At 54.4% G+C, this 13,574-nt stretch carries 11 protein-coding genes and 1 tRNA gene; 11 read left to right on the forward strand and 1 reads right to left on the reverse strand.

Annotation, left to right across the window (positions count from 1 at the left end):
* The 9 genes from WCI03_05650 to WCI03_05690 form a co-directional block, all read left to right on the forward strand.
* Positions 1–3,581, forward strand: a 3,581-nt coding sequence (locus tag WCI03_05650; protein ID MEI8139337.1) for an ABC transporter permease, incomplete at its 5' end; no start/stop codon positions are given.
* On the forward strand, positions 3,574–5,574 hold the full coding sequence (locus tag WCI03_05655; protein MEI8139338.1) for a peptide transporter: 2,001 nt from the start codon (positions 3,574–3,576) through the stop codon (positions 5,572–5,574). The genes WCI03_05650 and WCI03_05655, both read left to right, overlap by 8 nt.
* An 11-nt stretch (positions 5,575–5,585) precedes the next feature.
* Entirely contained in the window at positions 5,586–6,608 is a 1,023-nt protein-coding gene (locus tag WCI03_05660) for an FtsX-like permease family protein (protein MEI8139339.1), read from the forward strand.
* A 47-nt stretch (positions 6,609–6,655) separates the two neighbouring features.
* Positions 6,656–7,405, forward strand: coding sequence for an ABC transporter ATP-binding protein (locus WCI03_05665; protein MEI8139340.1), 750 nt, complete (start codon positions 6,656–6,658; stop codon positions 7,403–7,405).
* Positions 7,405–7,812, forward strand: a complete 408-nt coding sequence (locus WCI03_05670; GenBank protein ID MEI8139341.1) for a PqqD family protein — start codon at positions 7,405–7,407, stop codon at positions 7,810–7,812. Before WCI03_05665 ends, WCI03_05670 begins: the two co-directional genes overlap by 1 nt.
* Positions 7,809–8,540, forward strand: a complete 732-nt coding sequence (locus WCI03_05675; protein MEI8139342.1) for an ABC transporter ATP-binding protein — start codon at positions 7,809–7,811, stop codon at positions 8,538–8,540. Before WCI03_05670 ends, WCI03_05675 begins: the two co-directional genes overlap by 4 nt.
* Before the next feature lie 51 nt (positions 8,541–8,591).
* On the forward strand, positions 8,592–9,026 hold the full coding sequence (gene fucU, locus WCI03_05680) for an L-fucose mutarotase (protein ID MEI8139343.1): 435 nt from the start codon (positions 8,592–8,594) through the stop codon (positions 9,024–9,026).
* 4 nt (positions 9,027–9,030) lie between these two features.
* Positions 9,031–10,062, forward strand: a complete 1,032-nt coding sequence (locus tag WCI03_05685) for a carbohydrate kinase family protein (GenBank protein MEI8139344.1) — start codon at positions 9,031–9,033, stop codon at positions 10,060–10,062.
* A gap of 9 nt (positions 10,063–10,071) precedes the next feature.
* Complete coding sequence (locus WCI03_05690; protein ID MEI8139345.1) at positions 10,072–11,298, forward strand: hypothetical protein; 1,227 nt, start codon at positions 10,072–10,074, stop codon at positions 11,296–11,298.
* Positions 11,299–11,344: 46 nt separating this feature from the next.
* On the opposite strand, the gene WCI03_05695 is transcribed toward WCI03_05690, so the two are convergent.
* Complete coding sequence (locus tag WCI03_05695) at positions 11,345–12,145, reverse strand: SDR family oxidoreductase (GenBank protein ID MEI8139346.1); 801 nt, start codon at positions 12,143–12,145, stop codon at positions 11,345–11,347.
* Between the two features lie 107 nt (positions 12,146–12,252).
* Here WCI03_05695 and WCI03_05700 point away from each other — a divergent pair.
* Together WCI03_05700 and WCI03_05705 are read left to right on the forward strand one after the other, a co-directional pair.
* Positions 12,253–12,327, forward strand: a tRNA-Met gene (locus WCI03_05700).
* Between the two features lie 132 nt (positions 12,328–12,459).
* Positions 12,460–13,563, forward strand: coding sequence for a peptidylprolyl isomerase (locus WCI03_05705; protein ID MEI8139347.1), 1,104 nt, complete (start codon positions 12,460–12,462; stop codon positions 13,561–13,563).
* The last annotated feature ends 11 nt before the right edge of the window (positions 13,564–13,574 follow it).

Consider the following 13,574-nt stretch of genomic DNA (forward strand, 5'->3'; position numbering starts at 1 on the left):
GTAACAATCTGGCCCTGCTGGTGGGGATTCCCGGTCCGGGCACGGTGGTGGAGCCCCAGGTTACGGATCTGGCGAACGCCTTCATATTCAACGTGCCTGCCCAAGGGGCGGGGAAACAATTTGAAGTGATCCAGTGGGGTTCAAGGGATGCTTCAGGAAGCAAGCAGTATCCCAACAGTATTTCTCTCTCTGCGACTGAATTGGAGTCGGAAGTCTGGTTCCGTTGTGGGCGGCTTGCCTTTACCCTGGCTAATTATGATTTTTATCCGACGAAAGCCTGTACGCCCGAGGACACGTGGACGGGAATGTCCCTCAAGGTAATGGGACAGCATGTGCCTGTGCTTGGGCGGTCGGTTCTGGCGTTGGCGGCGGGGCAGGTGCCGTTAAAATCCATCAAGGAAGATCGGGGGGGGGCGATTTTTTCATTGCGAGGGACGCTGTTCGGGAGTGCGGGATCTGCCGCGATGATTCCGAGTCATCCGATGTGGCCGAACACCTTTACTCGAGCCGGTGGGGCCGCGGGTTCCTATAGTATCCAGACTCGCGGGGTCAATAATGCGCCGGTGATGCAGACGAGTCCCTATGGGGAGTTCCGAAGGGAATTTGCCTTTGACTTAATCCCTATTGGAAAAAGTTCCGTTTCTGTTTTGGGAATGCGGTTTGATGAGCAGGGTCATATCGTCTATATCAATGAAATTGCCTCGGGAAATCGGGCTGTATTTAGTTCGGATATTCCGGGCACTGATTTGATGGCGACGGGGGCTGGTTCTCCGCGGGAAATCAATCTCTCGATGTTCCGGTGCGTGCCCGTCGCGCTGTATGACCAGATTAATCCCCAGACGATGAAACGCTTTAAAGGCGTTTCCTTCATGGATCGGCTCAGCTTTTCTTCTCCCGCCCGGTCGCATTTCGAACCCACCATCGCCTTTTTGGATCCGGACCTGACGTTTATTATAGGGCTTCAGGATGGATCGGCGGATAATAAGGAGTTACTTGCAGATCGGGCCTTCATGTTGAACGTGGATCGTAATGCCCCCATCAGCGCGGGTGAATCGGAAATTCATGGAGCCGGGTATCTGGCGGCGGACACTCCGGTGTTGACCACACCCATGTTTGATGCGGCGGCTTCCATGTTGCGAACCGCGGAGAAGCGCCTGCAACTCCAGGAGCGTTTTGGGATGGCGGATGAGTTAATGCTCAGTTTTCATAAGCAGGCGAAAGAATGGCTTGCAGAGGCGCATGCGAAGTGGGAGCAGAAAGATCCGTCCGCTGCGGTGAATGCCGCGGGTGCGAGTGAAGCGTATGCGATCAATAACTACCCGGTGATCCGGTCGCGAATCTCGCAGGCTGTGGTGGGGATTATCTGGTATCTCGGGCTGCTGGTGCCGTTTGTTTTCTTCGCTGAAAAACTTCTTTTCGGATATACCGATATCCGCAAGCAGTTGCTGGCTACCGGCGTGATCTTCCTGGTGGTTTTTGCGTTGTTGCGTATTTTTCATCCCGCCTTCGAGATTGTGCGGTCATCGATGATGATCCTGCTCGGGTTCCTGATCCTGCTTCTGTCGCTTCTGGTGACGATGATGGTGGGCGGGAAGTTCAAGCAGAACCTGAAGGATTTAAGGAGCAAGGAAGGTCAGGTGGAAGGGGCCGATATCAGTCGTGGTGGGGTGGTCGGTACGGCCTTCATGCTGGGCTTGAATAATATGCGCCGCCGGAAAATCCGGACGGGGCTGACTTGCGGCACGCTGGTGCTGATCACGTTCGTGATGATCTGCTTCACTTCAGTCTCTACCGATCTGGTTAATGTGGAGCAGCCAACTGGCCGGTCGAGTTGGAATGGCTTGATGATTCGGGATCCGAATTTCCGGACGCTGGATGCCAATGAGGTTTCCAATATCCGCCAGATTTACGGGAATCAGTACCCGGTAACGGTGCATCGCTGGTTGACGACGCAATTGAAGGTTGACGAGCGCGGGCAGAACGCCGAGATTTTGATTGATCGTGAATTTCTGATAAACAGTAACAATGTGGTCAAGCGTGCCCGCGTGAATGCCGCCGTTGAAATGGCTTGGAACGAACCGATATTTTCAGGAATGGACCGCTACCTGATGACCAAAAAAGGGTGGTTTACCAAACCGCCCCAGGATCGTAAAGAGCGGATGGAGGCGTTGAATCAGGGGTACCAAAGCAAACGTCAGGTCATTCTTCCGGATGTCGTCGCGCGCGATCTGGGAATCAGTCCTGCGGATGTGGATGCGGAACCCCCGGTGATCATCTCCTTGCGCGGGGTTGAGTATCAGGTACAGGGAATTTTCGACTCCATTGAAATGGGCAAGTGTCTGGGCCTGGACGGGCAGTCGTTGTTGCCGTTTGATGTCAACACGATGCAGAGTGTGGGGGTGGCGTCGGATGGCACGCCGGTCATTCCGGAAAACACGGGGAGGTTGCCCGCTTCGCAGGTGATCATGGTCAATGAATTGCCGGTCGCAGGCGGGGGTGAGGCCCAGATCGTTGCCAACTGTTTTGTGCTCTTCCCGAAGGCCGTTTACCGCGTTAAGTCCGGCGGTGCGGAGTATCCCGCACTGGATTACCGCAGTCAGCGGAAGCTGGTGTTGGGCTATCTTGAGCGCATTGGACAACCGGCTTACTACGCCATTGATGGGGTTTCGTACTACGGCTCCCGGCAGCGGTCGCGGAGTTTCGCCGGCTTGCTGGAGTTGCTGGTGCCGATTCTGATTGCGGCGTTGACGGTATTCAGCACCATGCGGGGATCGGTGTACGAACGCCGCAGCGAAATCTATGTCTATAACGCCGTCGGGATTGCCCCGAATCATGTTTTCTTCATGTTCATGGCGGAGGCCTGTGTCTATGCGGTGGTTGGGGCTGTCATGGGGTATATTCTGAGCCAGGGAACCGGCAGGCTGTTAACGGCTCTCGATATGACGGGTGGCATGAAGATGGATTACAGTTCGATTGAAACCATCTACGCCTCACTGGCGATCATGGGCTCGGTGCTGCTTTCAACGATCGTTCCGGCGCGTGATGCGGCCAAACTGGCGGCTCCTTCCGATACGGTGAGTTGGGCGATCCCGAAAGCCGAGGGGGATAGCATGATTTTTAATTTACCGTTCACCTTCACGGCGCATGATCGGGTGGCGGTGATCAGTTACTTCCAGCGGTGGCTGGACGCGAATGGGGCGGGTAGTTCGGGGCCTTTCTTCTGTTCCCCTCCTTCTGCACTTCTGGAGATCCGCAAGAAAGAGGGTTATGATACCGATGAACTGGTGCCCGCTGTGGCGAGCACCGTCTGGTTGAAGCCTTATGATTTGGGGGTGTCGCAGCGGATGGAGATTTCGCTGCCGACAGATCCGGAGACAAGTGAGTACGTGGCCCGCATTACGCTCACGCGTTTGAGTGGTAACACGGCGGGCTGGAACCGCACGCTGGTCCCGTTCATGGGCGTTCTGCGTAAGCAATTTTTGAACTGGCGGGCGACAACGGATGCCGAGCGGCGCGAAATGTTTGCTGAAGCCACCGGTATTTTGAATGAATGTGTGGAGAAGGAGGGGCGGCATGTCTGAGGTGAAAAATAGAGGGTCGATGGATCAGGAACTTGAAATCTATCGCTCCGTTTTAGAGACGCCCAAAGAATTTAAAAACGGCTTCACGTGGGTCTCCGTGGCGGGGGCATTTTTCTGTGGTCTGCTGATGATGCCTGGTTCCATTTACCTGGGCCTGATGACCGGCGGTGGGATTGCGGCGGCGTGGGTGACCCTGATCATTTTTTCTGAGGTTTGCCGGCGCGCCATGCGGACGTTGAGCCAGCAGGAGTTGGTGATTCTCCTCGTGGTGGCGGGAGCCATGGCGGCAGGCGGACCGTTTGCGGGCCTCGTCTGGCGGCAGTATTTAGTCCAGAGTGATGCGGTGCGGGACATCGGGTTGCTCGGGAAATTTCCAGCGTGGTTTGCTCCGCAACCAACCTCGGATGCCATCCTGAGCCGTAATTTCTTTGATGCCGCCTGGATTACCCCCGTCCTGCTAATCCTGTTCATGACCATCATCGGGCGGTTCACAAGTTACACGCTGGGCTATATCTTCTTCCGGCTGACATCGGATGTGGAGCGTCTGCCGTTTCCCTTTGCCGGGATCGCGGCCCAGGGGGCGATGGCGCTGTCCGAGTCCGGAGAACGCAAAACGACGTGGAAATGGAAAATGTTTTCGCTGGGAGCCATTCTCGGGATTGTTTTTGGGATTATCCAGATCGGGATACCGCTGGTGACGGGGTCGCTCTTGGCCAAGCCGGTCCAGATTATTCCTTTGCCATGGTATGACATGACCACCATGACTCAGAGCCTGCTGCCTGCCACGCCCACGGGGCTCATCATCGATCTGGGTCTGGTGATTACGGGAATGATCATTCCCTTCTGGGCGTTGGTCGGGACGGGTGCCGCCATTCTCCTGACGCTGGTGATGAATCCACTGCTGCACCACCTGGGGGTGCTCACGCGCTGGCAACCTGGCATGGATACGGTGGCCACGACGTTCGCGAATTCCATCGATTTCTGGATGAGTTTCACGATGGGGGTGACGGCCGCTATTGCGGTCATCTCGATTTTTCAGACTGGGCGGGATCTGTTCCGCAAGGGGCGGGAGATGAAGGCGCGTCGCGCCGCGGAAGGACCGGTTGCACATCCACAGAACCTGTGGGATACGCCTCCGGGACGAGGCGATTTCTCCCTGTGGATTGCGGCTGGTGTTTATGTGGTGTGCGCCTCCATCGTGGTATGGCTGTGTCATGTTCTGGTGCCGGGTTTTCCGGTCATTTTCCTCATCTTTTTCACGTTCTTCTACACCCCGCTCATCTCTTACATCAATGCGAGGTTGATCGGGATTGTCGGTCAGAATGTGGAAATTCCTTTTGTGCGTGAGGCGGCTTTCATTTTGTCGGGTTACAAGGGCGTTGAAATCTGGTTAGCCCCGATCCCGGTCGAGAACTTTGGCGGCATGGCCCAGTCCTTCCGGACGAACGAATTGACCGGGACCAATTTCTGGTCCTTCGTCAAGGCCGACTGCCTGGTCACGCCGTTGACGTTCATCTTGAGTTTTGTCTTCTGGGCGTTTATCTGGCATTCGAGTGCGATCCCCTCCGATTTGTACCCGTTTGCCCAGAAGATGTGGGATCTGCAAGCCAAGAATACTGTTTTACTTTACTCGGCTACCTTGGATACGGGGGGGGCGCAACCCCTGTTTTTCCAGGCCCTTCATCCTTGGGTGATTGCCGGTTCCTTCTCCTTCGGGGTCATTGGGTTTGCACTGCTCTCGGCGTTCAGTCTGCCGGTGATGACCGTGTATGGGTTTGTGCAGGGAGTGGGAAATATGCCGCATGCGTTCGTGGCGATGATTATCGGAGGACTGATCGGGAAGTTCTACTTCCATAAGCGATTTGGGCAGAAACGTTTTCTTGAAATTACGCCTGTAGTGGTGGCGGGCTATGGCACGGGAATCGGCTTGATAGCCCTGATTGGTGTGGCCATCAATCTGATTGTTTCGGCCGTGTCGTCTTCTAGGTTTTGACGGAGTTCATCATGGAACAAAAAATTGGAAAACAAATCAAACTGCCCTTCCGGCGGGCGATGCAGATCTCTCTCAGGGGGATTCGGATCCGTTTCGGACGGTCATTGGTGACGGTTTCCGGCGTGGTGCTGGGAATAGCCTTTCTCATGAGCAATCTGACCGGGCAGTTGATCAAGCAGGCGATTGCCAAGGAACGGGCCCAGCGGGATACGGTCAATATGATGCTTTCGCTCGTACGGGCGGAGATCGGGTCGGTGTCGGGGAAGAAAATCGCCGTGGCAGTCTGTGGTGCCCTGAGCGATGCGGATCGGTTGCTGCTTGAGCAAGTGGTGGCAGCCGGGCCCGAATCGGTGCGCGGATTGGGTTTTGAAATGAATGGTGTTACATCGGTTCCGGTCGAGAGTTTGGGGCAGGAGGCGGCGCTGTTGTTGGTGCTGGGGAATGCAGCAAGGAGTGAACTTAAGCTCTCCACGTTGTCGGCCGGGATGAGGCAGCGCGTGGTGCTCGATTCAGTGGAAGACCGTGTTTACGCCGATCCTGTCGACTCGTCCGTAAGGCGCGAGCCGTTCTTTGGCAGGGAGAGTGATGAGCAGATCCAGAAGGCGCAACAGCAGGCGCGTGCGGAGCGGTTCCGTACAATCTGGATTGTGGGCATTTCGTTGTTGGTCACGGTGTTGGGAGTGGCGAATGCACTGTTGATGTCGGTAACGGAGCGTTTCCGTGAAATTGGTACCATGAAATGTCTGGGTGCCTTATCGGCCTTTATCAGGACGCTCTTTTTAATTGAGAGTTCATTGATCGGGTTGGCTGGCTCGCTGGTTGGGGTGGTGGTTGGCGCTCTGCTGCCGATGATTGCGTATAGCTTTGCGTTCCGTTTCGGACTGGTATTCGGTTCCATGCCATATGGGACGCTCTTTATTTCGGCGGCGGGGGCGGTCGTGGTGGGGACGTTGTTGGCAGTTCTCGCGGCGATCTATCCGGCTCGATTCGCTTCACGAATGGTGCCGGCCTCAGCGTTAAGGAGTACGGTATGAGCAACGAGGATAACCAAACAACGGGGATGTCAACACGGCTGGATGAAATGCTGGCTGGTGCCCGCGATTCGGCCAAGGGTAGCTATGTCATCCGGGCAGTAGGGGTTAAGAAGGTCTACAAGATGGGGGATTTGGAAACCCATGCCCTCCGCGGTGTAACGCTCGATGTGCGCCGGGGCGAGTATATGTCCATCATGGGGCCGTCCGGATCGGGCAAGTCCACGTTTTTCAACATGATTGGCGGGTTGGACAAACCGACGGCCGGTAAGGTCTATATCGATCAGGTGGACATTGCACAACTGGATCCCTACGAACTGGCCTGGCTGCGATGCCGCAAGGTGGGTTACATTTTCCAGATGTTCAACCTGATCCAGGTGATGTCGTGCCTTGAAAACGTGATGCTGCCGATGTCCTTCGCGGGTAAGGATAGCGAAGAGGCGCGCGAGAAAGCCTTGGAGATTTTGGGCCTGGTGGGCCTGGCGGAAAGAGCGCTACATAAACCGGCCGAAATGTCGGGCGGACAGCAGCAACGTGTGGCGATTGCCCGGGCACTGGCGAACACTCCGGACATTCTGCTGGCCGACGAGCCGACCGGAAACTTGGATTTGAAGACAGGGGAAGAGATTATCGAACTGTTCAAGCACTTGAGGGACACGCTGGGGGTTACGATTATCACGGCCACGCACGACCTCAAGATGCTCAAGGCGTCGGATCGGATTGTATGGATTGAGGATGGCAATCTGGCGCGCGTCTCGACGCCGGAAGAATCTGGAATCCACTTGGAAGAGGTTCATTGATGGGGTTTTTTCGCAAAAAAACGATACCGCCGAAGGCTCCGGTGATCAGCAATCCGCTGGCCGTGGTGCCGTTAAAGCCTGATAACGTTGAAGTTAAAAAAGACAGTCAGGGGCTCATCCACTTAAAGATGACCCCGCCACTCAAGCCGTTTAAACGCAAGGTCGCGAAGTGGTTGCGCTACGAGTATAGCGCGAAGCTCGAATTGGATGAGTATGGTACATTCTTTTATAGTTTGGTGGATGGCGAGCAGACGTTGAGTTCCATTGTCGATGCCATGGCACAGAAGTTGGGTAAGAGCCGAAAAGAGACTGCGATGAACGTAGTCGCCTTTACGAAATCGCTGATGACCCGGAACATGCTGGTCTTGATGGTTCCGGCAAAGATACCCCTGCGAGGAGAATCATGAGTGAGATTGAGATTATTGCCAAAGCGACGAATGTCACCCGGAAATACACGATGGGCAAGGAGTCTGTATGGGCCTTGAACGGGGTCTCCCTTGACATTTATAAGGGTGAATATCTTTCCATTATGGGGCCGTCGGGGTCTGGTAAATCCACTTTCTTTAACATGATTGGGGCATTGGATTTCCCGACAACCGGTGTGATTGAGTTCATGGGGGCGGATTTGTTCTCACTGCCAGAAGAGCAGCAAGCGTGGATCCGTTGTAACAAAATTGGTTATATATTCCAGACCTTCAATCTGGTCACGGTGATGACGGCGCTTGAGAATGTTGCGTTACCTGCCGTATTGCGGGGTGACTCGCCGGAAGAAGCCACGGAACATGCCCGTAAGGTGCTGGAAATCGTGGGGTTGGGGCATCGTTTGGATCATTTGCCCATGCAGTTGTCCGGCGGACAGCAGCAACGTGTGGCCATTGCCCGTGCCCTGGTGAACCAGCCGTCGGTGATTCTTGCGGATGAGCCTACTGGAAACCTGGACAGCAAGACAGGGCTGGAAATTATTGAATTATTGTGCCGGTTGCAGCGAGAACAGAATGTGACTATTATCACCGCCACTCACGATGCACGGATGATCGCGGTATCTGATCGTGTGATCTGGATTCGTGATGGCAAACTCGAGCGGATCGCCTTGCGTAATGAATTGAATGTAGAGGTGGGCGGTTTGAAGAATTAATCTTGTCACTAAAAGATTAAAGGGTGCGGAGCACTTTTAGAGAGGTCGATTATGTTAAAAGGTATTTCCCCGTTGTTGAGTCCTGAATTGCTATCTGTGTTGTGCCGGATGGGTCATGGGGATGAAATCGTGCTGGCGGATGCACATTTTCCCGGAGAGACGTTTGGGAAGCGTGTCATCCGGGCCGACGGGCTTGCGATTCCGGTTTTAATTGACGCCATATTGCCGGTATTCGAGCTGGACGCTTATGTGGACGCCCCGTTGGTCATGATGGCGGCAGTGTCCGGTGACAAACTTGATCCCCGCGTTGAGAAGGCCTATCGTGCGGCGGTTGACCGGCATGCTCCAAAAACTCCGGCTATCGCTCGAATTGACCGGTTTGCCTTTTATGACCGGGCGCAATCCGCCTTCGCGGTAGTGATGACCGGCGAACTGGCAAAGTATGGAAATATCATCCTCAAAAAGGGTGTGACGCCAGTTGGGTGAACCGATGACTCAAAAAACCGGAATAACGGCGGCGGGGAATTGGATTGTCGATCGGGTGAAGCGGGTGGATTGCCTTCCCGCCCGCGGGATGCTGGCCAATATCAAGGATCAAACCTTTAGTCCCGGCGGGGCTCCTGCCAACGTCCTTAATGATCTGGCGCGGCTTCAGGTGTCATATCGGCTGGCTGGCCTGGGAGTGGTTGGCAATGACGCTGACGGTCAGTATCTGCGTCGTGTGTTCTCGGAATTGGGAGTGGATATCGCCGGGTTAGAGGTGACGGACTCCGCTCCGACCTCTTTCACGGACGTGATGAACGATGAGACCACGGGGGATCGTGTGTTTTTCCATAATCGTGGCGCGAACGCCCTGTTCAGTCCCCCGCATGTGGATATCCATCACCTGGATTGCCGGATTTTTCACCTGGGTTATCTTTTGTTGTTAGACGCCATGGATCAGACCGATCCTGTATATGGGACAGTGGCGGCGGGTTTGCTCAGACAGGTTCAGGCAGCGGGAATCCTGACCAGTTTGGATGTGGTGAGTGAGGAAAGTGACCGGTTTGCCCAGCTTGTGCCGCCCGCCCTGAAATATGTGGATTATCTGATCCTCAATGAAATCGAAACGGCCAGGGCAGTGGGGCTTAAGGTGCGGGATGAGCAGCGGAATCTTGATGGGGCCGCATTGATTGAAGCCGTGGAGCGGTTGTATGAATTTGGAAACATGAAACTCGTGGCGGTGCACATGCCGGAAGGGGTTTACATGCGCGATCAAGCCGGGCGGCGTTATTCAAGGGGCTCTCTGGTGTTGCCGGAAGGGTATATTGCTGGTGCCGTCGGTGCGGGTGACGCTTTTTGTGCGGGAATGTTACATGGCCTGCATGAAGATTGGGATGTGTTGGAGATCGCTGGTTTGGCAAGTTGCTGTGCGGCGGCGAGTTTGTCGCGCCCGGGTGCCTCAGAAGGAGTCCAGCCCCTGGAAGAGACTCTTCATTTGGCCAAACGGTTTGGCGAACGTAAGCCGCCAGTATTAATTTAAGGAACGTCCATGAAGCAGAATCGAACTTTTGTCGGATTCGGGTTTGGCGCGATTCAAGCGGGACTATTTGGCTACGAAGCCTGGCGGTCAGGAAATTTTGGCAGGCTGGTTGTGGCGGAGGTGGTGCCCGCCATGGTGGAGGCGGTGCGCCGGAATAAAGGGCGCTATGCGCTCAATGTGGCGACGCCGTCCGGAATTGAAACCCATGAGATCGGGCCGATCGAAATTCTGAATCCCCTGGTCGAGTGCGACCGGCTGTCCTTGATCAGGGCTGTGGCTGAGGCGGGGGAGATTGCCACCTCGTTGCCGAGCGTGGCGTTCTACGGGACGGGCAAGCCTGATGACGTGGTGGGCATTTTGACTGCCGGCCTGCGCGAAAAAATGTGTGATGCAGGGTTGCCTGCCGCGGTGATCTATACGGCGGAAAACCATAATCATGCGGCCGAAATTCTTTCTGAGACCCTGGAGGTTCAACTCGGTACAAGCCTTGGCGCCGCGCGGGCACAAGTACTTAATACCGTTATTGGGAAAATGAGCGGTGTGGTCACGGATGTGGGTCAAATTGCAGAGCAAAAACTGTGTCCGGTCGTGCCGGGCATGGTCCGTGCCTTCCTGGTCGAGGCATTCAATCGTATCCTTATTACCAAGATCGCATTACCTGGTTTCACCCGGGGGATTCAAGTGTTTGAGGAGAAGGCGGACTTGCTGCCGTTCGAAGAAGCAAAGCTGTATGGTCACAATGCTACCCATGCGCTGATTGGCTATCTCCTGCGAGAGCGTGGTGTGGTTACTATGGCTGAAGCGGCGCACGATCCGGAGCTGTTAACGTTTACACGTGAGGCGTTTTTGAAGGAATCCGGGGCGGCCCTGTGTCGAAAGTATCAGGGGGTGGATGCCCTCTTTACGCATGCGGGGTTCACGGCCTATGTAGATGATCTTCTGGTGCGGATGACGAATCCTTTCCTGAAGGATGCTGTGGACCGGGTTACGCGGGATAACCGTCGCAAACTGGGGTGGGATGACCGGTTGATCGGAACCATGAGGCTGGCCCTGGGGCAGGGGATCCAGCCGGAGCGGTATGCGCGGGGGGCCGCAGCGGCTATCCGTCAGCTTGCCGTGGAGGAGAAGACAACACCTACTTGCCTCATGGAGAGTTTGTGGAAAGATTATGATGCCGCGCAAGTGGCTCAAGTGCGACAGATGATTAATGCCGCGTTAACCGCTTTTCACTCTTGAGGCAGAATCTTCATAGTGCCAGAATGCCTGTATATCGCATGGATCCTCACAGCGGTCGCTCGTGCTCCATCAGTGGGCCGCCCATGATGGCGGCTCCGCCATCCACGGCGAGAATTTGTCCGGTGATCTTTGCTGCCAGCGGACTGAGTAAAAATGCGGCTGCATTGGCGACGGCTTGCCTATCCTCGACGGGATCCCATGCGATAGGGCTGGATTGTGTCCAAATGTTGCCGATGTGTTCAAAGTCTGGGATCTTACTGGCTGCCGTTGTGGCGACGGGCCCGGAAGAAATGGCGTTGACTCGAATTTGGTCGCGGCCATGACGGCGGGCCAGGGCGCGAACCAGCGCTTCGAGAGCAGCCTTGTGAACTCCCATCCAGTTATATTGCGGATAGACATGGTGCGTATCAAATGAAAGGGCCAGGATAGCACCACCGGTTTTTAAATGGGGGGCAGCAAATTGACTGATGGTGGCGAGGGACGTGCAACTGATCTGGTAAGACTTGAGGACATCGGCCATGGAGCGAGTGTGGAATTCGTTGCCCATGCAGGTTTTGGGATTGGCATAAGCGATGGAATGAACGACACCGGCAAGCTCTCCGAGACCTGAGAAAAGTGATTCAATCTGGGACTCATCAGATACATCGCAGAAACGAAGGTCGAGGCGATTCTTTTCTTCCGTGGTTAAAACTTTGCTGGAGTTGAGATAGCGCTTATTGACGATCTCATTCTGGACGGAATAGATTACTTTTCCGCCAAATCGTTCAATGGTGGTGCCAATAAAATAGGCTATGGAGTTTGGATCAAGCAAGCCCATAACCAAATAAGTTTTTCCTGATTCTATCATGAAGTAGCCCTCTTTTCGTCACCTTGATAGCAATTGGTTTCAGTTGGGTCAAGGCACAGTATTGACATCGCTTGGCCTTTTGACTAGTTTATCAGCCGTTTTTTGAGGGCGGGGTAGCTCAGTGGTAGAGCAGAGGACTCATAAGCCTTTGGTCGTGGGTTCAACTCCCACTCCCGCCACCAGTTTTTCGTGAGATACTGCGATAAGGTTTCGGCACGCCAGAGAGTAAACGAAGCGGCTAGATTTTTCTAGCAACAAGTCGGATGACTGTTATATAATTTTGGCCTTGTAAATTTTTAAGGAAGGGAAATGCCATGTTGAAAAACTTGATGATCGTCTGTGTGTGTGGTGGGGTTGTGACAGCTTTGAGCTCTGGGTGTAATAAGTCAGCTGAAGGAGATGCCAAGGCGCCTGCTCCCAAGGTTGAGAAAGCGGTGGTCGAACTGAAGAATTCGGGTGATAAACCTACGGCGCCTGTGTTAGATCCTGCTTTGGTTTTGGTTGATGTGGGGGGTACAAAATTGACGGTGGCTGAAGCAGATCGCCAAGTGATGACGATGTTGGGTTCAAAAGCGGATCAGATTCCTCCTGCCCAGATGGAGGCGCTCATGGGGCGTTTTCGGCAGCAGGCCGTGCAGGGATTTGTCGTCCGTACGTTGTTGAGCCAGGAGGCTGATAAGCGGAAGTTTACCGTTTCGGATAAGGATGTGGATGCAGAATTGGAGCTGATTAAAACCCGTTTGCCGGAGGGGAAAAAGCTTGAGGAAATTCTGAAATCGGAAAATATGACGGAAAAACAGCTTCGTGCTGATCTTACCGCCAAACTCCGTATTGATATGTTGTTGAAGGCGGAAGTGCCGACCAATAGCGTCGTTACTGATGAGGAAATCGCCAAGTTTTATAATGAGCAAAAAGAGCGCTTTTTGCAGCCAGAGACGGTGCAGGCGCGGCACATCCTGATCAAACTGGATGCCACGGATGACGCCAAGGCCAAGGAGGCCAAGAAGGCCAAGATCGAAGCTCTTCGTAAGCAGTTGGTTGAGGGTGCTGATTTCACCAAGATCGCATTGGCGAATTCAGATTGCCCCAGCAAAGAGCGTGGTGGCGATCTTGGTTCCTTCCCCCGGGGGCAGATGGTCAAAGAGTTCGAGGAGGCAGCCTTCAATCAGGCTACCAATGCGATTGGTCCTGTGGTGGAGACTCAGTTTGGGTATCACATCATTCAGGTGATGGAGCACGAAACGGCTAAGACCAACTCGTTGGAAGAAGTGAAGCCGAAATTGGCTGAACACCTGAAGCAGAAACAGCAGATGGAAATCTTTGAAAAGTTGATTGAAAAACTTAAGAAAAATACCAAGATCATCCAGTCTGACGTTTTAAAGCAGGCTCCGGAAATGCCGATGATGGACGCTCAATAAGTTTCGTGAGC

Source organism: bacterium (genome assembly GCA_037143175.1).
Classification (GTDB): Bacteria; Verrucomicrobiota; Kiritimatiellia; order CAIKKV01; family CAITUY01; genus JAABPW01.

What these genes read in the sequence shown, in the direction of transcription:
- WCI03_05655 (MEI8139338.1), top strand. Translation starts at nt 3,574, where the DNA reads ATGTCTGAGGTGAAAAATAGAGGGTCGATGGATCAGGAACTTGAAATC.
- WCI03_05660 (MEI8139339.1), top strand. Translation starts at nt 5,586, where the DNA reads ATGGAACAAAAAATTGGAAAACAAATCAAACTGCCCTTCCGGCGGGCG.
- WCI03_05665 (MEI8139340.1), top strand. Translation starts at nt 6,656, where the DNA reads ATGCTGGCTGGTGCCCGCGATTCGGCCAAGGGTAGCTATGTCATCCGG.
- WCI03_05670 (MEI8139341.1), top strand. Translation starts at nt 7,405, where the DNA reads ATGGGGTTTTTTCGCAAAAAAACGATACCGCCGAAGGCTCCGGTGATC.
- WCI03_05675 (MEI8139342.1), top strand. Translation starts at nt 7,809, where the DNA reads ATGAGTGAGATTGAGATTATTGCCAAAGCGACGAATGTCACCCGGAAA.
- fucU (MEI8139343.1), top strand. Translation starts at nt 8,592, where the DNA reads ATGTTAAAAGGTATTTCCCCGTTGTTGAGTCCTGAATTGCTATCTGTG.
- WCI03_05685 (MEI8139344.1), top strand. Translation starts at nt 9,031, where the DNA reads ATGACTCAAAAAACCGGAATAACGGCGGCGGGGAATTGGATTGTCGAT.
- WCI03_05690 (MEI8139345.1), top strand. Translation starts at nt 10,072, where the DNA reads ATGAAGCAGAATCGAACTTTTGTCGGATTCGGGTTTGGCGCGATTCAA.
- WCI03_05695 (MEI8139346.1), bottom strand. Translation starts at nt 12,145, where the DNA reads ATGATAGAATCAGGAAAAACTTATTTGGTTATGGGCTTGCTTGATCCA.
- WCI03_05705 (MEI8139347.1), top strand. Translation starts at nt 12,460, where the DNA reads ATGTTGAAAAACTTGATGATCGTCTGTGTGTGTGGTGGGGTTGTGACA.